Source organism: Martinezella sp. CNPSo 3732 (assembly GCF_057784515.1).
Genome location: NZ_JBXSOO010000002.1, coordinates 262,458 through 279,242, shown reverse-complemented (window position 1 = coordinate 279,242; position 16,785 = coordinate 262,458). Strand labels below are relative to the sequence as shown.

The following is a 16,785-nucleotide window of genomic DNA, read 5'->3' as shown; positions in this document are numbered from 1 at the left end:
GTCACGCTCGACTGGTATTCAGAGCAAGACCGCTTATCTTGTTCTCATTCTTTTGACTGGCATGATCTTGTCGAGGACCGAAAGTTGGTTCCTGACGGGAATGCCCTAACGGAGTAGGCCATAGATGAGCTTGATGAACAGCGTACGCAATGTCATCGTTCCCGTACACAAGGAGGGCTATCCCTTCGTTGCAGGCTTCTTCGTCGCGTCGCTGGTGCTCGGTTGGATCTTCAAGCCGCTCTTCTGGATCGGCCTGATCCTGACGCTGTGGTGCGCCTATTTCTTCCGCGATCCCGAACGCATGACACCTCAGGACGATGATCTGACGATATCGCCGGCAGACGGCAAGGTTTCGAGCGTGCAAATGGTGACGCCGCCGGCCGAGCTCAACCTCGGCAGCCAGCCGATGCTGCGCATCTCGATCTTCATGAACGTCTTCGATTGCCATGTGAACCGTTCGCCGATGCGCGGCCGCATCACAAACGTCGCCTATCGCCAGGGCAGCTTCCTCAATGCCGAACTCGACAAGGCCAGCGAACAGAATGAACGCAACGGCCTTGTCATCGAAACAAAGCATGGCGAAATCGGCGTCGTGCAGATTGCCGGCCTCGTTGCCCGCCGCATTCTTTGCTTCGTCCATCCGAACGAGCCGCTGGATGCCGGCGAGCGCATCGGTCTCATCCGCTTCGGCTCGCGCCTCGATGTCTTCCTGCCGGAAGGTGCTTCGCCGCGCGTTGCCGTCGGCCAGCGGGCGATCGCCGGTGAAACCGTCATTGCCGAATTCGGTTCGGACAAAGGCGCAACCATTAGCCGCCGTAGCTGAAGTGTAGGAATACGAGCGAGATGAAGACGCCTTTTCCGCCTTTCGAGCCGCACGGGCCCAACGACGAAGCGCGCGGACCGCGTCTCCGGGAAATTCCGTTGCGGCTGATCGTGCCGAACATGATCACCGTGCTGGCAATCTGCTCGGGTCTGACGGGCATTCGCCTCGCTTTCGAAAATCGCTACGAACTCGCCGTCGTGGCCGTGCTGGTCGCTGCCTTCCTCGACGGCATCGACGGGCGCGTCGCGCGACTGATGAAGGCCACCTCGAAATTCGGCGCGCAGATGGATTCGCTCGCCGACATCGTCAACTTCGGCGTTGCCCCGGCGCTCGTCGTCTACGTGTTCCTCCTCGATCAGGCCCGCTCGCTCGGCTGGATCGCGGCGCTGATCTATACGATCGCCGCCGGACTGCGGCTTGCGCGCTTCAACGTCATGGCCGAGCGCGAGCATAAGGCGTCTTGGCAATCAGAATACTTCGTCGGCGTACCCGCGCCTGCCGGCGCCATGCTGGTGCTGGCGCCTGTTTATCTCGGCTTTCTCGGCCTGACGCCGGACCGCACCTTCGCCTTATGGGGTGCCGCCTACACCGTTCTCATCGGCTTCCTGCTGGTCAGCCGCCTGCCCGTATGGTCCGGCAAATCGGAAGGCAATGGCGTAAGGCGCGATCTGGTGCTGCCGATCATGCTCGGCCTTGTCGTCTATGTCGCGTTGCTGATGAGCTATACGTGGCATGTCATGGTCGTGACCGTCGTCATCTATTTGCTGTCCCTGCCCTTCGGCGCACGCTCCTGGGCGAAGAAATACGGCACCTACACCATCAATGGCCCCGCCGATCCCAATGTCGACGATTCCAACGACGATATCGGCCGGCATATCTAGCGCCGGCATATCAAACCGCTGCACAACAGTCCTCTGGCGGCACCGCAGCGCTGCAACCGCTAGTCTGTAAGTCTCCCTTATCAATCAGAGACATGACGATCGCTGATCGGCGCAATGGGAAGCCGGCTCGGCGGGATATTTCCTCAGATTCAAACATTGCGGCAGTGCGGATTCTACACGAGGTTTCGACGCTAATCTCTCGAAATATGGTCGTTGTTTACAAAAGCTGATTGGAAAACGCCTTCGATTTGTCATGATTTACGACAAAAAGCACTACTCGACTGTGAATCGAAAAATGCTCCGGGGGAGCATGGTGAGGAGTGAAACATGACGCAGAAGAAAGACCAGCCGGCACAACCGCAGGCAAAGATCGATCCCAGCAAGCACTATCGTCCGCTGGGCCTGAAGGCCGTTCTTGCGGCGCATCTGATGCTGAAGACGAAGCCGCTCAAGAAGAAGATCGCCTGAGACTATGGTTCTGGCCGCCGCCGACCAATATCGGCAGGCAGCATTTCCGGTCACTGGCCGCCGAATGGCGGCCGCTCAGAGAAGGCTTAGCTGGCCATTATCCGGATCCGCCTTCTTCGGCGGCTTCCTGACCGGATCGAGCGTCACGGGTTTCTGCACATCCGGCCCCATATTGGCAACCTTGTTGACGCGATCCGAAACGGGGATCGCCTCGAAAAAATCCTCCTGGACCGGCTTCATCAGATCAAGGACATCGCGAGGCTCTTGCGTCTTGCAATCGAGCCAGCGGGCGAAATCCTCCGGCTTGATGACGACGGGCATTCGGTCATGAATGGATCGAATAGCGCTGTTTGCCGCCGTCGTCAGGATCGCACCCGTATCGACTTCCGAACCGTCCGCGGACGACCAGGTTTCCATCAGCCCGGCAAAGGCGATGACGCCGCCACTGCGGGGCCGAATCCAGTAGGCTTGCGGCTTTTCACCGCTTTCCTTCGGCGGTCGATGCCATTCGTAGAAGCCGGACGCCGGAACGAGGATGCGGCGATGGCGCATGGCCGCGCGAAAGGATGCCTTGCCGATGGCCGTTTCCGCCCGCGCGTTGATCAGCAGCGGGAATTCCTTGGGATCCTTCACCCAGTCGGGCATAAAGCCCCAGCGCACGAGTAAGGCTCGGCGATCCGGCAGGTTGCTGCCCGGCCGCTGCCTGTCGCCAGAGATAACAACGAGGATCGGCTGCGTCGGCGCGATATTATAGCGCGCGGGAAAAGCCTCGTTCAGCAGGACGCCGAGCGCTTCGCCCACCTGGTCTGCCGTCGATGTCAAAGCGAAACGTCCGCACATTGGGTCTGTTTTGCATCCGAGAAGCGGCGGGTCAAGCCCAAGGTCAGCCGCGTGGACCGAAGAGAATGATCCCCGCGCCGGCAAGGCAGATGGCGGCTCCAGAAATATCCCACCGGTCCGGCAGCCGCCCTTCGGCGAGCCAGAGCCAGAGAATGGAGGCAACGATATAGACGCCGCCATAGGCAGCAAAGGTGCGCCCGGCCGCCTCGCTCGGCACCAGTGCAAGCAGCCAGGCAAAGAGCGCCAGCGAGACGAGGCCGGGTGCGAGCCACCAGACGGGCTTCGACAGACGCAACCACGCCCAGAAGGCAAAGCAGCCCGCTATTTCGGCGAGAGCCGCCAAAGCATATAGCCCGTAGATCATCCCCGATCGTCCTTATATTCGGCGCATTGAGAATCGTCGCTTCGGCCGGGAGCGAGTTAAGGGGCTTTCCCGTGGGACAGCAAGTGCCGTTTCCTGTAGAAATGGCCGCAGATGGCTCATCGCCATCGCGCATCAATTTTCCTATCCGAATGTAAAGCGATCCATGACCTCCAATCCTCGCCCCGCGTCCTCTGCCATTCTCGAACGCAATGGTCGCTTCCTCTTGGTGTTGCGCAGCAACCCGCCGTCCGCCGATATGTACGCCTTTCCGGGAGGGCGGGCCGAAGAAGGAGAGACACCGGCCGAGGCGGCGCTGCGCGAATTCAAGGAGGAGACGGGCATATCTGCGCGCAATCCTCGCCTGTTCGAGACTTACGACCTGCGCTCCCATGCGGCAGACGGAACGCTGACGAGCCATTTCCTGCTTTCGGTCTTCCTTGTGGACGCCGATGAGGATGCGGTCGCCGAAGCCGCCGACGATGCGGCTGCCATCGGCTGGTACACGCTGGAGGAGTTGCGCACCCTGCCCGTTCCGGCCAGTGTGCTCGAATGTGTGGAACGACTTGCTGCAAAAAACGCATAGCTCGGCGCCGAAATTAACGATGCTGAGCAATATCGGCGTGGAAACCACCTGCCGCGCCTTGTTCCCGTCATGCTTGTCCGGTCAACATGGTTACATGATTCATAACAGCCTTGGCCGACCGCTTCTGATCTGCATCGCGCTTGCCGCAGCCTTCCCGGCTGCGGCACAGCCGGCAGCAAGCGCACCACCGGCACAGGCGGCCGATAATGCGAATGCCGAGCAGCCTGCGCCCTATGATGAGCAGCTCTCCCGGCTCTCCGAAATTCTCGGCTCGATCGACTATCTGCGCAATCTATGCAGCCCGACGCGGGAAGACGGATGGCGCGGCGACATGCAGCACTTGCTCGACACGGAGACCAAAAGCGAGCCGAAACGAAAGGAAAGGCTCACTGCGGCCTTCAACCGTGGATATCGGTCCTTTGCATCGGTTTACACGAATTGCACGCCGCAGGCCCGCACCGCGGAAGAGCGATACCGTAACGAAGGTGCAACACTGGCGACAGAAATCACCGCACGCTTTGGAAATTGACGATTTATTAACCTCTTTTCATAGCGAGCCGTGTCGTTTTGGGAAAAGGCTGATAGAGTTATTAAGCAAGTGGTAAGGACATGAACGTCTCGAGGAAAGAAACAATGGAAACCAGCCTGAACGAAATCGACGACATGATCGTTCATGAAAAGATGCAGGCAGCGCTGGAATACCAGAATGAAGCTTGGGCCGATGGCATGGCAGATGGCATCGAGCCCGAAATCATCGCCGACGCAGCCATCGCACACGCGATTCGCGAGACGATCCGGATTCAAGGGGAACAGGGCGCTGAAGCCTTGCTCGAATCACTGCGTGAACGCATGCTCGCTGGCGAATTCTCTCCGAACCGCACCCTGCAATAACAACCAGAGATTGCTAATGCGTATCTTTTCAGGCAATGCGCTCACCTGTTCCATTGCCTCCTTCGCTGCCGTAACCCTGTTTTTGGGCAGCACGGTCCTGCCGCTACCGGCCAGCGCCTTTTCTCAGCTCAATCCGCCAGCCCCCCAGGCGAAAGATACAGCACAGTCCGTACAGCAGAAGAACGAGAAGCCGATCGAGCAGGCGTTGGAAGCACCCGCCAACAATGCGCTGCCGGCGCCCGATCCATTGATCAACAAGCAGGCCGCCCAGAGCAGTAGTGGCGCTTCCAGTACCGGCAAATCGGTCGAATTCCTCTACGATATCGACAAGGCGCCGGAGCCGGTAAAGAAGCTGCGCGCGGCGATCGTCGAGGCCGCCGCTTCCGGTGATTTAGAACGCCTGCGCCCGCTGATGAATATCGGGGCGGGCCTGAAGCAGACGCAGGTTACCGCCGACGACCCCGGCGAAGATCCGATCAAGACGCTGCATGACCTTTCAGGCGATCCAGACGGCATCGAGATCCTGTCCATCCTCCTCGATATCATGTCGACGGGCTTCGCCCATGTCGGCCAGGGAACCCCTGATGAGGTCTATGTCTGGCCTTATTTCGCCGAGAAGGACATCAAAACGCTCTCCACGCCGGAGAAGGTCGATCTGATGCGCATCGTGACGGCCGGCGATTATGCCGACATGCTGGAATTCGGCGGTTATAATTTTTATCGCGTCGGCATCACGCCGGACGGCCGCTGGAAATTCTTCACCTCGGGCGAATGATCCGAAGGGGGAACTTGCGGTTCCCCGCCGAAGGCCCTACCTCTGCGTGATGAAGCATGTCGCGCAAAAGTGCGCAACGGTTTTGCGGCAACGACATGCGCAAGATCAAAGACCTGAAGCGCAGGAAGCGATCTGAAAGATCGCAACGTGCTTTAGGTCAAATCAGCGGAACCATCATGTCAGCCGTATTCCTGAGAGAGCGCTCCTTCATCCGCATTGCCGGCGCGGAGGCGGAGACGTTCCTGCACAATCTCATCACCACCGATCTTGCCTCGCTCGGCACCGACGAGGCGCGCCCGGGCGCGCTGCTGACCCCGCAGGGCAAGATCCTGTTCGACTTCATGATCTGGCGAGATGGCACAGGATTTCTACTCGAAACTGACACGGCACAGCGGGAGGCTCTGCTGAAGCGTCTCACCATGTATCGCCTGCGCGCCAAGGTCGATTTCGTCGCGGAGGATACCCAGGGCGTTACGGTCGCGTGGGGAGATGACGCAACGCATGGACCGAAGGACAGCCGCTTCGCCAAGGCGGAAATTGTGCTGACCCGGACGCCCGGCGAGCACGGCAGCGACCCCGAGGCACTTTATGATGCGCTGCGGATCGCCAACGGCATCGCCGTTTCCGGCCGCGATTTCGCATTGCAGGACGCGTTCCCGCATGATGTGCTGATGGATCTGAACGGCGGGCTAGGCTTCCGCAAGGGCTGCTATATCGGTCAGGAAGTGGTTTCCCGCATGCACCATCGCGGAACGGCGCGCAGGCGTGTCGTCATCGTCAACGGCAGCGCCGAGTTGCCGCCTCCCGGTACGGAATTGATTGTCGGCAGCAAGCCGATCGGAACGCTCGGCTCGACCGCCGGCAATATGGGCCTTGCCATCGTCCGCATAGACCGGGCCGGCGAAGCCATCGCCGAAGAGGTTCCGATAAAGGCTGGCGAGGTCGACGTCACCGCGTCTCTTCCGGTCTGGTCCGGCCTCTCCTTCCCCACCCGCGCCGACGAGGCGTCGGCATGACATCGGCGACGGCCGCGCGCGCCTGGCAGCGCATGTTATCCGGACGCAGGCTCGACCTGCTCGACCCCTCGCCGCTCGATGTCGAGATCAGCGACATCGCGCATGGACTTGCCCGTGTCGCACGCTGGAACGGCCAGACCTCCGGCGAGCATGCCTTTTCGGTGGCGCAACACAGCCTTGTGGTGGAGGCGATCTTTCGCCATCTCAATCCGGCAACGCCTGACGAACTGCTTGCCGCCTTGCTGCATGACGCACCGGAATATGTGATCGGCGACATGATCTCACCGTTCAAGTCCGTCGTCGGCGGTGATTACAAGCTCGTGGAGAAGCGGCTCGAAGCAGCCATCTACCGGCGCTTCGCCCTGCCTCCGCATTGCGCGCCGAAACTCAAGGAAAAGATCAAGAAGGCCGATACGATCTCTGCCTATTTCGAGGCGACACTGCTCGCCGGCTTCACGCCCGATGAAGCCCGCAAATTCTTCGGCCAGCCGCGCGACATCACGCGCGAGATGCTGCCGATCGACCCTATGCCGGCAGTCGAGGCGCAGCGGTTGTTTCTCAAGCGCTTCGAAGCGATCGAGGCAGAGCGCGCTACCATGAGGGTTGGAGCGTGACCGCGATCGTCATATCGCCGCTTGCGCGCATCGCCGAAATAGCCGTGCGCCATGGCGCGCGCGAGATGATCAGCCTGATGGCCAAGGAGCACAGCTTTCACCGTCCCGCGGTCATCCAGGCGGACCGGCATCTGCTGCTCAATATGAACGACATCAGCTTTGCCGGAACCGGCGATCTCGTCGCCCCGCAGGAAACGCATGTTCGCGCCATCATCGATTTCGCGACTGGCTGGGATCGTAGCGCGCCCTTGCTCATCCATTGCTGGATGGGCGTCTCGCGGTCGCCCGCGGCAGCACTGATCGCGGCTCTGTCCGTTCACCCGGAAGAAGACGATCTAGTGCTGGTACGCCGCCTGCGCGCGAGCTCGCCATTCGCCACGCCGAATGCCCGACTGGTCGCCATCGGCGACGACATGCTTGGACGCCGCGGGCGTCTGGTTGCTGCAGTCAAAGAGATCGGGCGTGGTGCAGGCACTGACGGCAACGCGCCTTTCATGCTGCCCTTGGCCGACTTGAGCACTGGCACTTGAAACGGAGACGCGTTTCGCAATCTCCGCTCGTTTCACAACAATGAACCGCCGCGATTACGCGGCGACGCCACCCGTTTGATCCGGGTCATACTGACCATAAGTATTCTGATAAAGCGACGACGGATCCTGCATGTCGTTCAGCAAGACACTCAGCGCCTGATCCTTGGTAAACGTCGCAGCATCCGCTGGACTACTGTCGCTCGTATCGGGCTCCAGCGACAGCATATCGGCGGCTGAAGCATCCGACGATTTCAGGGCATCGAGGCCCTCGGCGAACTGATCTTTCGTCAGGGAGCCGGCGTTTTGTGTATCAAGGCTCTTGAACAGGTTTTCAGCATCGCTCGCGCGCATATCCTTCGGACGGCCAGCAACGAACGCGTCCTGCGAGACTTTGCCGTCCTTGTCAGTGTCCAGGCTGGCAAACAGCTGGTCCATAGGCGATTCGCCGGAAGAGCCCTCGGCCGACGTAGAACCGCTCGACTGGCTGTTCTGCTGCATCTGTAACAGCATCGAGGCCAGATTGCCGGAAAAGACATTCGTCGCGCTGGGATCGCTGCTGCCGTTACTATCCTCATCGCTGAGAATGCTCGCCGACAGAAGCCCGGACTGGGCCGCCTCCTGCAGCTCCTGAGCATCGACGACGCCATCCTGATTCTTATCCAGGGGACTGTACGAGGCAGCCGTCATGCTGCTTCCAATTGAAGAAACCCCGCTCATCCAAATCTCCTACGGCAAATGCCATCGCGTGTTTGATAGACCCCGGCACGCTTAGTCATCTGCAGAGAGAATAGATCTGTTTGCCCTGCCGGTTGAAGATCGGTGTTAGTTCACGATTAACCATAATTGACAGACATGGAATCATATCGCCGGTGGGCGCCTACGCAGCGAGAACAACCGCTGCTTGGCATTCGCCGCTTCAGTGGCGCGAATCATCTTCGCTTTCGTATCGACCGGCTTCCTATTGAATGACCGCACATGCCAGGCGCTTGCCGGCGCCGCCGACGGGCTGGCTGCGGTAGTCGTCCGAGTCGGCATGGATCATCAGCGTGCGGCCGCGGATGCCGTTCTTGCCGTTCAGCGACACCATGCCATTGAAGACCTGGGCGCGCAGCTTGCCATCCTGATCGACATATTGGTTGGGCATATCGCCGGCATGCGGGCCGTTGGCGGCGAGAAAGCCATGTTCCGCCTTGGTGGGATTGAAATGACCACCGGCTGACTCGAAGCCGTGCGTATGGTCGCAACGGCTATTTTCATGGATGTGGAAGGCGACCCAGCGATTGGCGGGCATGCCGGACACTTCCATCTCGATCAACACGCCCTTTTTGCCCTCGGTCAACGTCGCTCGGCCGGCTTGTTTACCGTCGATGCCGACGAAATCAGCAGTGGCGGTGTTTTGACTTTGAGTTTGCGCTGCCGCGGGCGCGGCTGCAGCAAGGGCAAGAATTGCAACGATCGTCATCCGCTTCATGGAACACCCTCCCTGTTCTGCGTGGCAATTGCCCAACGCGCGGCGGGCATGAGGGTTCCGGCGAATGGAAAAAATGGCCCTAATCAAAAAGATAAGGCGACTTGCCGGCATTCCGGCAGGTCGCCCTACATCGGATGGACGTGCTTGTCAGGCCGCCATGCTGTCGACGTCATACTGGCCGTATGTGCTGTTGTAGGCCTCCATCGGCGACAGCAGATCCAGGTCGAAATTGACACTGGATTCCGGTGACTTGACCGTAGAGGCGGTATCGGCGCTCGGCAATTGCATGAGCTTGGCAATCAGGCCGCTCAATGCACCGCTCGAACCATCGCCAGCAGCGTCGGTATTGTTAGCCTCGAGGATGCCGGGGCGCTCGTCCACCGCGCGTTCCTCTTGGCTCAAAAGGCCATCGCCATTCGAATCGAGGCGCGAAAGCGTGCCACGATACGGGTAAGAGTTGTTGGATACGGAAGAAACATGGGACATACAAACCTCCTAGGGTAGGAGCCGCCTCATGCGACGTCGTTTGTACGCAATACATTCAGAGTTGGACTATGAACTCGCTTTTAAGCTGCTTCGCGCTGCCGGTAAAGACAAATTGTTAATGAGTATTAACCATAGGTCCCAAGTGGTAAATCTGAATCTCCTAATGTTTCCTTTGCAATCCGTTATAAGATAATCCGGTATAATCCACTGGAATCATAGGGGAATCTGACTATCCGACCTTACCCGGCGGGCGGTTTCGTATATGCTACGGATGATCGCCCATGGAGAAGGCATGATGGAATTGTTACCGCTCGTCATCCTGGTCGTCGGCATCCTGGTACTGCGAGGCCACAACCTAAGGATAAAGCAGCTGGAAGCGCGCGTTCAGGAGCTGCAAAATGCTCTCACGGGCAAGGTGCTGACGGCGGAAACGGGCGAATCGATCCCCTCGGCGGATTCGGCGGCTCTTGCTGCGACGCAGCCTGTCGAAGGGGAGCCGAAAGCAGCGATCGAAGCCACTTCCACGCCTGATATCGAGCAGCCGGTCCTCGCCGCAAACAATGTCGCGGATGCGGTCGAGGAAGAGGCCGACCCTCTTGCCGCCCAGACATCCGTGCAGACCAAGGAAAGCCTGGAGAGCACGATCGGTGCACGCTGGGCCGTCTGGGTCGGCGGCATTGCGCTGGCGTTCGGCGGCATCTTCATGGTCAAATATTCGATCGAGAGTGGTCTTCTCAGCCCTGGTATCCGGCTTGTTCTTGCCGCGCTCTTCGGTCTCGTCCTGATTGCCGCCGGCGAAGTGATCCGTCGCCGCGCCGCGCCGGTTCTGAACAATGCCTTCCAGAATGCGATGATCCCCGGCGTGCTCACGGCAGCCGGCGTCGTCGCCCTGTTCGGCTCCACCTATGCGTCACATGCCATCTACGAGTTCATCAGCCCCCCGACCGCCTTCATTCTTCTCGCGTTGATCTCGCTTGCCACGCTCGGCCTATCGCTGTTGCATGGACAGGCGCTTGCCGGCCTCGGCCTGCTGGCGTCGATGGCAACTCCCGCCCTGATCGCTTCGAACGCGCCAAGGCCGTGGATCCTCTTCAGTTATCTCGTTCTGACCTGGCTTGCGACCCTCTTGGCGTCCCGCCTGCGCCGCTGGGTGATTGTCCCATCCCTCGCGAATGGGCTACTGAGCCTCTGGCCCCTGCTCTACATCACCTTCAGCACCGCCGTTGATCTGACGCCGGTTACGCTTACCATGCTGGCCATGATCGGCGGTACCATCTTCCTTTGGCCGGGGCGCTATCCGATCTCAGAAGCGGAGAAAGAAGACGCAACAACGACACCGGCCGAAGATATGCCCCAGCGAGTAAGCGCCGGCATGGAATGGGCGGCATTTCTCGCCCGACAGCCCCTCGGCATGACGCTGACGGCCGCGATCGGTGCGCTCACGGTATCTCTCTGCCTCATCACCTACAGCCTTCAACAGGGATATCCTATTGTCGACGCCACGTTCATGTTCGCAGCGATCGTTGCGGCGGTTGCGGCCTTCGGTGCCGGTCGCCTGCACGCGGCCTGGGCAACGATCCTGTCCGCGCTTGTTGCCGTCGTCGGCGCGTCCGGCATTCTGACCAACTGGATTGCCGGGTTCGAATCCACGGCTACGGACGGCACCGCCAGCCTGCAGAGCACGGTGCTCTATGAAGTGCTCGGCCTCGGCGCCCTCTTCGTATTGATCGGCGCCTTCTTCCTCCGACGCTTTGCCGCGCATGAGAAACCCTATGCTGCGCTTTGGAGCCTTGTGATGGCCGCTACGCCGCTGGCGATCGCCACGATCAGCTTCGTCAATTTCGGCAACTGGACGCTCGACTGGCTGCATGGGCTCTACGGAATCGGACTGGCACTAGTTCTCATCGGGCTTGCCGAATGGCAGGATCGCCGCGACCGCGAAGAGCTGAACCTGCCGACGAACATCCTCGCGGCCGGCTCGTTTGCCGCGGCCGTCTTCGCCCTGCATACGCTTGCGCATCATGCCACCGCGACGATCCTGCTGCCGATTCTCGGTATCGCCTATTTTTTGGCGGGGCGCTTGCGCAATTGGCTCGTTCTGCCCTGGACCATGGTTGCCGCGCTCGTCATCGCCATGGGGCGCATCGCCTGGCAGCCGACGATCGTCGATCCGTCGGAACTTGGGACGACGCCGGTCTTCAACATGCTGCTTGCCGGTTACGGCATTCCGGCCGCCCTTGCCGTCCTTGCGGCGTTCATCACGCGTGATTCGCCGAGCCTGCGGCTGCGCAACGCTTTACAGGCGCTCGCCTGCTTCCTCGTGTTGTTGACGATCGCCATCCTCGTGCGCCACGCCATGAACGGCGGCGTTCTGAACGATGCGGCTCCAACGCTCGGGGAACAGTCGATCTATACGCTGCTGGCAATCGGTGCCTCGGCGACGCTGATGGCGCTCGATCTCAGCGCCGCAAACCCTGTCTTCCGCTATGGCGGCATGGCCCTCGGCGTCGCTTCGGTCTTCATGATCCTCACCCTGCATCTGCTAGGTCTGAACCCATTCATGACGGGCGAGAGCACGGGTCGTATCCCGCTCTTCAACCTGTTGCTGCTCGCCTATCTCCTGCCTGGTATCGCTTATGGCGGCCTGGCGCTCTTTGCCCGCAACCGTCGTCCTCTGCCCTATGTCGGCATGCTGGCGGTCGCGGCGGCCGTGATGGCCTTCGCATGGGCAACCTTGTCAGTGCGCCGCTTCTGGCAGGGTGAGTACATTCCCTTCTGGAACGGCTTCATTCAGGGCGAACTCTATTCCTATTCCGTCGTCTGGCTGCTGATCGGCATCGCGCTTCTCGGGCTCGGCGCCCGCTTCGAGGCACGGAGCCTGCGCATCGCCTCGGCGGTGCTGGTCTTCATTGCCGTCGTCAAGGCCTTCCTGATCGACATGGCGAACCTTGAAGGCTTCCTGCGGGCGCTGTCGTTCATCGGCCTCGGCGCCGTGCTGATCGGTATCGGCCTATTCTACCAGAGGATCCTGACGCGCAAGAAGGCGACGGAGTGATTGCGGCGAATCCATTCGCCCGGTAGGAAGAAAGAACCTGCCGACTGATCATTCCGGAGCAAGCGCAACAATGGATACTGACAAGATGGCGCGGGCCTTTGCCCCGTTCGAAGCGCTGGCTGCGGATCTCATCCCCTACGCAGCGGATGGTGATGATGGTTCGCATGATATTGCCCATATCCTGCGCGTCTTCCGCAATGCCATGGCCATCCAGGCCGAAGAAGGCGGCAATGCGCGCATTCTCGCCGCAGCCGTGCTGCTGCATGATTGCGTCGCCGTCGAAAAGAATTCGCCGCATCGCGCGCAGGCCTCGCGGCTTGCGGCCGAGAAAGCTTCGGGCATCCTGCGACAGCTCGGCTGGTCGGAAGAAGATATCGCGGCCGCCGCGCATGCGATCACCACGCATAGTTTCTCCGCCAACCTGCCGCCGGAAACACTGGAAGCGAAGACCCTGCAGGATGCCGACCGGCTGGATGCGATCGGCATGGTCGGTGCGGCACGTTGCTTCTACATTGCAGGCCGTCTCGGCTCCGGCCTTTACGACCCCTTCGATCCGCTTGCGACAGAGCGGCCGCTTGACGACAAGCGCTTCGCCATTGACCATTTCGAGACAAAGCTGTTCAAACTGGCGGATGGATTCCAGACAGAGACCGGAGCCAGGTTTGCCGGTTCACGGCATGACCGGCTGAAGACCGTGCTGGCAATGTTCATCGACGAAATCTGAGGGCCACCCATGCGCGTCAGCGATCTTTTCATTTATCCTCTTAAGAGCGCCCGCGGCATCGCCATTCCGTCGGCGGCCATCGATGCTTTCGGTCTTGCGGGTGATCGCCGCGCCATGCTGGTCGATCCCTCGGGCAACTTCATTACCCAGCGCGAATTGCAGGCATTGGCGCGGATCGATATCCAGTCGGCGCCTTCCCATCTGCGTCTGAAGATGGAGGGCAAATCCGACATCATCGTGCCGCCGCCACACCCCGACAACCGCATGAACATCATCGTCTGGAAATCGGCCGTCAACGCATCCGTTGCCGACGAGGACACCAACAAGGCTTTATCGACATGGATGGGCCGCGAAGTCAAAATGGTCTTCTTCGACAGGCTTGCCAACCGCATCGCCAACCCGGAATGGGCGGGCGAGGATACGCCCGTCACTTTTGTCGATGGCTATCAGATTCTGGTCACCACCACCGGCTCGCTGAAGGCGCTCAACGCCGATCTCGCCGCTCACGGCGAAGGCGCGGTCGGCATGGAACGCTTCCGGCCCAACATCGTCATCGATATCGACGAGGAGTGGCCGGAGGATCGCTGGGCCGCCATCGAAATCGGCGGCATCCGTCTCGATCTTGTCAAGCCTTGCTCGCGCTGCATCATGACGACGCAGGATCAGCAGACGGGCTCGCGTGACGTACCGAACCCCATGCCCGCCATGGGCCGCGTCCGCATGTCCGCCGACCGGCGTGTCCCCGGCCCGCTCTTCGGCTGGAACGCCGTACCGCGCGGCGAAGGCTCGGTGAAGATCGGCGATGCGGTGACGGTGCTCGAAGAGCGGCCGGAGGGCTGGGCGCTCAAGCGGCGCTAAAACTGATCCTATGTGCAGGTCTTTTCCAGCTCAGCCTTTGGCGACAAGGCCCAGCGATGCGATGCCCTCGTTCAGCGAAGCGACAGCAACCGCCTTCAAGGCGGCCTGCATGAAACCGTCGCGCGCCGCGGCGATCTCGATGCCACGCGGCTCGTAGACGTGGCGATGCAGAAAGTAGCCGGTCAGCCGGAAGGCGGCGGAAAGGCTTTCCCGATCCGCGGCTATCATGGCTCCGGTCGTCAAAAACGGCGGCAATGCCAACATCTTGTCCGCCCAGGGCATGCCGGCCGCCCGGCAAACGGCGCGGCCGGACTTCGGCGAGACGAAAGCCAGATCCTCGCGCACGCCGGTTGCCGCACATTCCGTCAAATCGAGGCCGAAACCAAGATCGTTCAGCACGGCAAGCTCGAAGCGCACGAAGAGTTCGCCGGCATCTGCGGGATTCTGCAGGTTTTCAAGGATGACATCGAGCGCATCGTAGAGATGTGGATGCGGATCACGCTCCGGCAGCAGCCGCAGCAAAGCGGCCATCGCCTGCACGCCATAGACGGCGGTTGCTGTCTCCATCAGCCGTGCAGCCCTCAGTGTCACCGGCTCCATGCGAAATTCGCCGAGATGCTCATGCAGTCTCGCCCGCCAGGTGACTTCGACGAGATTGCCGGCCTGCAGTACCGGCTGCATGGCACGCGAGCGGCCGGACCGCACCAGTCCCATATGGCGACCACGGGCACGCGTCATCACCTCGGCGACGACGCTGGTCTCGCCGAGACGTTTGACACCCAGAATGATCGCATGGTCCTGCCATTGCATTGGCCGGCTGCCCCGAAAAATTTCTGCGATTCGAGTTTAGGACAAATGGCTGCCGCTGTCACATGGCGAGCGGAGAGTTGCCGGCCAGCGTCTCGACGAAGAGGCGCATGGATTGCTCATCGAAAGGCTTGTTCAAAAGCGGCACATGCCGCAGATCGGCCGGAAAATCGAGCGTATCGGAATAACCGCTGACGAAGCCGAAGGAAATGCCGCGTTCTATCAGCAATCGGGCAAAGCCGAAACTCGTCGACTCCCCGAGATTCACGTCAAGCATCGCAAAATCATAATGTTCGGAATGGATCGCGTTGACCGCCTGTTCCAGATTCGAAGCAATCTCAATCTGCTGAATGCCTACAAGACGAAGGATTTCCTCGGTCTCCATTGCAATAATGAGATTGTCTTCCAGTATAAGCACGCGCTGAAACGTCATATCAGCGCCATCCTTGTACGCATACGCCCACCGGCGCCGCCCGTAAAAAGTCCCGCATCTATCCCTCCGGCGCCAATCATCGGCCCGTATTGAATGGATGGTTTGCTCCATCCGTCTTGGCTCAGTCTCTTGTGGCATGACTTTGCCTCCAACCCGCTTCGCACTTTTTGCACTGCGGTACTATGGGCTCGTCACCATGCTCCAATCGCTTCTTCAGCCGGGGTTAGTAAAAGGTGAAACTGGTAGAAAAGTGACGATGACGATAGTCTATGCTGATACAGTTCTTGTCGGCATTTAAAAAAGACATGCCGTCTGTCAAAAGACCGAACTCAGATGAAGGGGCGCTTGCCCGAATCAAAACCGTCCCAGCCCGCAAGTTCTGCAAGCCCCTTCCCATCCAGAACCTCGCAGCCCCTCTCCTGCCAAAGGAGCAACCCTCGGGCCGCCAGTTTTTTCAAGGTCTTATTGGTATGGACGACCGAAAGGCCGAGCGTATCGGCGACATGCTGCTGCGTGATGGGGATGACCTTGCTGCCGTTGAAAAGGCGCAGAGTGCTGGCGCGCTGGTGCAGATATGCGATGAGATAGGCTGCCCGCTCCATCGCGGAGCGGCGGCCGATGCTCAGCAGATGCTCATCGAGAATCCGCTCCTCGCGCGATGCGATCCAGGTCAGATCATAGGCCAGCGAGGCATGAGAATTATAGAGCGTCATCAGTTCCGTGCGCTCGAAAACACAGAGCGATATTGGCGAGAGCGCTTCCGTCGAATGCTGCATCTCGCCCATGATCGACCCCTGCAATCCGATGAGATCGCCGGGCATTACGTAGTTCAGGATCTGGCGGCGGCCGTCTTCCAGTGTCTTGTACCGGAAGCCCCAGCCGGAGAGGATGGTGAAAAGGTGAGCGCTATGCGCGCCTTCGAGGAAGATCGTGGCACCGGCATCGACAAGAAGCTCACCCTTCTTGAAGCCGCTGATGAAATTCAGCTCGTCACGCTCGAACTCTCGGAAATGAGGCAGGGATCTCAGCGGACATTGCTGGCAAGGCGTGCGCCGTCCATGGACCGTCCCGGCTGCCTTCGCCATGATACAACCCCTCAAATTACAGCGGCAAACAGAATATGCCCCTATAAGCCACTGTAATATAAAGCGTTCGAGGAACGCAAG

Annotated in this window: 21 protein-coding genes; 13 read left to right on the top strand and 8 right to left on the bottom strand. The window is 60.1% G+C overall.

Annotated elements, in window-relative coordinates; all coding sequences use genetic code 11:
• Positions 1–124: 124 nt before the first annotated feature.
• The 3 genes from AC13RM_RS06230 to AC13RM_RS06220 all read left to right on the top strand — a co-directional run bounded on the left by AC13RM_RS06230 (position 125) and on the right by AC13RM_RS06220 (position 2,172).
• The gene (locus AC13RM_RS06230; protein WP_488554708.1) at positions 125–823 is read left to right on the top strand and encodes a phosphatidylserine decarboxylase; all 699 of its coding nucleotides are present in this window, start codon (positions 125–127) and stop codon (positions 821–823) included.
• Between the two features lie 20 nt (positions 824–843).
• Entirely contained in the window at positions 844–1,704 is an 861-nt protein-coding gene (gene pssA / locus AC13RM_RS06225) for a CDP-diacylglycerol--serine O-phosphatidyltransferase (RefSeq protein WP_095434375.1), read from the top strand.
• A gap of 327 nt (positions 1,705–2,031) precedes the next feature.
• On the top strand, positions 2,032–2,172 hold the full coding sequence (locus AC13RM_RS06220; protein ID WP_015339320.1) for a hypothetical protein: 141 nt from the start codon (positions 2,032–2,034) through the stop codon (positions 2,170–2,172).
• A 75-nt stretch (positions 2,173–2,247) separates the two neighbouring features.
• Here AC13RM_RS06220 and AC13RM_RS06215 read toward each other — a convergent pair whose 3' ends face one another.
• Together AC13RM_RS06215 and AC13RM_RS06210 are read right to left on the bottom strand one after the other, a co-directional pair.
• The gene (locus tag AC13RM_RS06215) at positions 2,248–3,012 is read right to left on the bottom strand and encodes an SOS response-associated peptidase (protein WP_488554707.1); all 765 of its coding nucleotides are present in this window, start codon (positions 3,010–3,012) and stop codon (positions 2,248–2,250) included.
• A gap of 43 nt (positions 3,013–3,055) precedes the next feature.
• Positions 3,056–3,376, bottom strand: coding sequence for a YnfA family protein (locus tag AC13RM_RS06210; protein WP_113229520.1), 321 nt, complete (start codon positions 3,374–3,376; stop codon positions 3,056–3,058).
• A gap of 163 nt (positions 3,377–3,539) precedes the next feature.
• Between AC13RM_RS06210 and AC13RM_RS06205 the strand changes: the two genes are divergently transcribed.
• The 7 genes from AC13RM_RS06205 (at position 3,540) to AC13RM_RS06175 (ending at position 7,785) form a co-directional block, all read left to right on the top strand.
• Positions 3,540–3,959 carry an NUDIX hydrolase gene (locus tag AC13RM_RS06205; protein ID WP_113229519.1) on the top strand — a complete coding sequence of 140 codons (420 nt, stop codon included), beginning with the start codon at positions 3,540–3,542 and terminating at the stop codon, positions 3,957–3,959.
• 94 nt (positions 3,960–4,053) lie between these two features.
• Positions 4,054–4,488, top strand: coding sequence for a TIGR02301 family protein (locus tag AC13RM_RS06200; protein ID WP_113229671.1), 435 nt, complete (start codon positions 4,054–4,056; stop codon positions 4,486–4,488).
• Positions 4,489–4,592: 104 nt separating this feature from the next.
• Positions 4,593–4,850: a hypothetical protein gene (locus AC13RM_RS06195; protein ID WP_034507811.1), complete on the top strand. Its 258-nt coding sequence runs from the start codon at positions 4,593–4,595 to the stop codon at positions 4,848–4,850.
• Between the two features lie 16 nt (positions 4,851–4,866).
• A complete protein-coding gene (locus tag AC13RM_RS06190) occupies positions 4,867–5,625 on the top strand; it encodes a hypothetical protein (protein ID WP_285173556.1) in 759 nt (252 codons plus the stop codon).
• Between the two features lie 176 nt (positions 5,626–5,801).
• Positions 5,802–6,641: a CAF17-like 4Fe-4S cluster assembly/insertion protein YgfZ gene (gene ygfZ / locus AC13RM_RS06185; RefSeq protein ID WP_285173558.1), complete on the top strand. Its 840-nt coding sequence runs from the start codon at positions 5,802–5,804 to the stop codon at positions 6,639–6,641.
• Positions 6,638–7,255 (top strand): YfbR-like 5'-deoxynucleotidase, encoded by a 618-nt coding sequence (locus AC13RM_RS06180; RefSeq protein ID WP_488554706.1) that lies wholly within the window; start codon positions 6,638–6,640, stop codon positions 7,253–7,255. Before ygfZ ends, AC13RM_RS06180 begins: the two co-directional genes overlap by 4 nt.
• Positions 7,252–7,785, top strand: coding sequence for a tyrosine phosphatase family protein (locus AC13RM_RS06175; RefSeq protein ID WP_488554705.1), 534 nt, complete (start codon positions 7,252–7,254; stop codon positions 7,783–7,785). The genes AC13RM_RS06180 and AC13RM_RS06175 overlap by 4 nt, the downstream gene beginning before the upstream one ends.
• A gap of 54 nt (positions 7,786–7,839) precedes the next feature.
• On the opposite strand, the gene AC13RM_RS06170 is transcribed toward AC13RM_RS06175, so the two are convergent.
• The 3 genes from AC13RM_RS06170 to AC13RM_RS06160 form a co-directional block, all read right to left on the bottom strand.
• Complete coding sequence (locus AC13RM_RS06170) at positions 7,840–8,502, bottom strand: EF-hand domain-containing protein (RefSeq protein WP_488554704.1); 663 nt, start codon at positions 8,500–8,502, stop codon at positions 7,840–7,842.
• Positions 8,503–8,743: 241 nt separating this feature from the next.
• A complete protein-coding gene (locus AC13RM_RS06165; RefSeq protein WP_113229514.1) occupies positions 8,744–9,256 on the bottom strand; it encodes a superoxide dismutase family protein in 513 nt (170 codons plus the stop codon).
• A gap of 147 nt (positions 9,257–9,403) precedes the next feature.
• Positions 9,404–9,742: a hypothetical protein gene (locus tag AC13RM_RS06160; RefSeq protein WP_488554703.1), complete on the bottom strand. Its 339-nt coding sequence runs from the start codon at positions 9,740–9,742 to the stop codon at positions 9,404–9,406.
• A gap of 292 nt (positions 9,743–10,034) precedes the next feature.
• Between AC13RM_RS06160 and AC13RM_RS06155 the strand changes: the two genes are divergently transcribed.
• The 3 genes from AC13RM_RS06155 to AC13RM_RS06145 all read left to right on the top strand — a co-directional run bounded on the left by AC13RM_RS06155 (position 10,035) and on the right by AC13RM_RS06145 (position 14,379).
• Entirely contained in the window at positions 10,035–12,797 is a 2,763-nt protein-coding gene (locus tag AC13RM_RS06155; RefSeq protein WP_488554702.1) for a DUF2339 domain-containing protein, read from the top strand.
• Positions 12,798–12,867: 70 nt separating this feature from the next.
• On the top strand, positions 12,868–13,521 hold the full coding sequence (locus tag AC13RM_RS06150; protein ID WP_440479719.1) for an HD domain-containing protein: 654 nt from the start codon (positions 12,868–12,870) through the stop codon (positions 13,519–13,521).
• Between the two features lie 9 nt (positions 13,522–13,530).
• Positions 13,531–14,379: an MOSC domain-containing protein gene (locus tag AC13RM_RS06145; RefSeq protein ID WP_488554701.1), complete on the top strand. Its 849-nt coding sequence runs from the start codon at positions 13,531–13,533 to the stop codon at positions 14,377–14,379.
• Between the two features lie 30 nt (positions 14,380–14,409).
• Here the strand turns inward: AC13RM_RS06145 and recO are convergent, their stop codons facing one another.
• The 3 genes from recO to AC13RM_RS06130 form a co-directional block, all read right to left on the bottom strand.
• On the bottom strand, positions 14,410–15,189 hold the full coding sequence (gene recO, locus AC13RM_RS06140) for a DNA repair protein RecO (RefSeq protein ID WP_374816086.1): 780 nt from the start codon (positions 15,187–15,189) through the stop codon (positions 14,410–14,412).
• A gap of 58 nt (positions 15,190–15,247) precedes the next feature.
• Positions 15,248–15,619 carry a response regulator gene (locus AC13RM_RS06135; RefSeq protein WP_440479717.1) on the bottom strand — a complete coding sequence of 124 codons (372 nt, stop codon included), beginning with the start codon at positions 15,617–15,619 and terminating at the stop codon, positions 15,248–15,250.
• A 329-nt stretch (positions 15,620–15,948) separates the two neighbouring features.
• On the bottom strand, positions 15,949–16,704 hold the full coding sequence (locus tag AC13RM_RS06130) for a Crp/Fnr family transcriptional regulator (RefSeq protein WP_113229508.1): 756 nt from the start codon (positions 16,702–16,704) through the stop codon (positions 15,949–15,951).
• Positions 16,705–16,785 lie beyond the last annotated feature (81 nt).

Excerpts from the sequence above, each read along its gene's own strand:
- AC13RM_RS06230 (WP_488554708.1), top strand. The coding sequence starts at position 125 with ATGAGCTTGATGAACAGCGTACGCAATGTCATCGTTCCCGTACACAAG.
- AC13RM_RS06165 (WP_113229514.1), bottom strand. The coding sequence starts at position 9,256 with ATGAAGCGGATGACGATCGTTGCAATTCTTGCCCTTGCTGCAGCCGCG.
- AC13RM_RS06135 (WP_440479717.1), bottom strand. The coding sequence starts at position 15,619 with ATGACGTTTCAGCGCGTGCTTATACTGGAAGACAATCTCATTATTGCA.
- AC13RM_RS06210 (WP_113229520.1), bottom strand. The coding sequence starts at position 3,376 with ATGATCTACGGGCTATATGCTTTGGCGGCTCTCGCCGAAATAGCGGGC.
- AC13RM_RS06190 (WP_285173556.1), top strand. The coding sequence starts at position 4,867 with ATGCGTATCTTTTCAGGCAATGCGCTCACCTGTTCCATTGCCTCCTTC.
- recO (WP_374816086.1), bottom strand. The coding sequence starts at position 15,189 with ATGCAATGGCAGGACCATGCGATCATTCTGGGTGTCAAACGTCTCGGC.
- AC13RM_RS06180 (WP_488554706.1), top strand. The coding sequence starts at position 6,638 with ATGACATCGGCGACGGCCGCGCGCGCCTGGCAGCGCATGTTATCCGGA.
- AC13RM_RS06200 (WP_113229671.1), top strand. The coding sequence starts at position 4,054 with ATGATTCATAACAGCCTTGGCCGACCGCTTCTGATCTGCATCGCGCTT.
- ygfZ (WP_285173558.1), top strand. The coding sequence starts at position 5,802 with ATGTCAGCCGTATTCCTGAGAGAGCGCTCCTTCATCCGCATTGCCGGC.
- AC13RM_RS06145 (WP_488554701.1), top strand. The coding sequence starts at position 13,531 with ATGCGCGTCAGCGATCTTTTCATTTATCCTCTTAAGAGCGCCCGCGGC.
- AC13RM_RS06215 (WP_488554707.1), bottom strand. The coding sequence starts at position 3,012 with ATGTGCGGACGTTTCGCTTTGACATCGACGGCAGACCAGGTGGGCGAA.
- AC13RM_RS06205 (WP_113229519.1), top strand. The coding sequence starts at position 3,540 with ATGACCTCCAATCCTCGCCCCGCGTCCTCTGCCATTCTCGAACGCAAT.
- pssA (WP_095434375.1), top strand. The coding sequence starts at position 844 with ATGAAGACGCCTTTTCCGCCTTTCGAGCCGCACGGGCCCAACGACGAA.
- AC13RM_RS06130 (WP_113229508.1), bottom strand. The coding sequence starts at position 16,704 with ATGGCGAAGGCAGCCGGGACGGTCCATGGACGGCGCACGCCTTGCCAG.
- AC13RM_RS06195 (WP_034507811.1), top strand. The coding sequence starts at position 4,593 with ATGGAAACCAGCCTGAACGAAATCGACGACATGATCGTTCATGAAAAG.
- AC13RM_RS06155 (WP_488554702.1), top strand. The coding sequence starts at position 10,035 with ATGATGGAATTGTTACCGCTCGTCATCCTGGTCGTCGGCATCCTGGTA.
- AC13RM_RS06160 (WP_488554703.1), bottom strand. The coding sequence starts at position 9,742 with ATGTCCCATGTTTCTTCCGTATCCAACAACTCTTACCCGTATCGTGGC.
- AC13RM_RS06220 (WP_015339320.1), top strand. The coding sequence starts at position 2,032 with ATGACGCAGAAGAAAGACCAGCCGGCACAACCGCAGGCAAAGATCGAT.
- AC13RM_RS06150 (WP_440479719.1), top strand. The coding sequence starts at position 12,868 with ATGGATACTGACAAGATGGCGCGGGCCTTTGCCCCGTTCGAAGCGCTG.
- AC13RM_RS06170 (WP_488554704.1), bottom strand. The coding sequence starts at position 8,502 with ATGAGCGGGGTTTCTTCAATTGGAAGCAGCATGACGGCTGCCTCGTAC.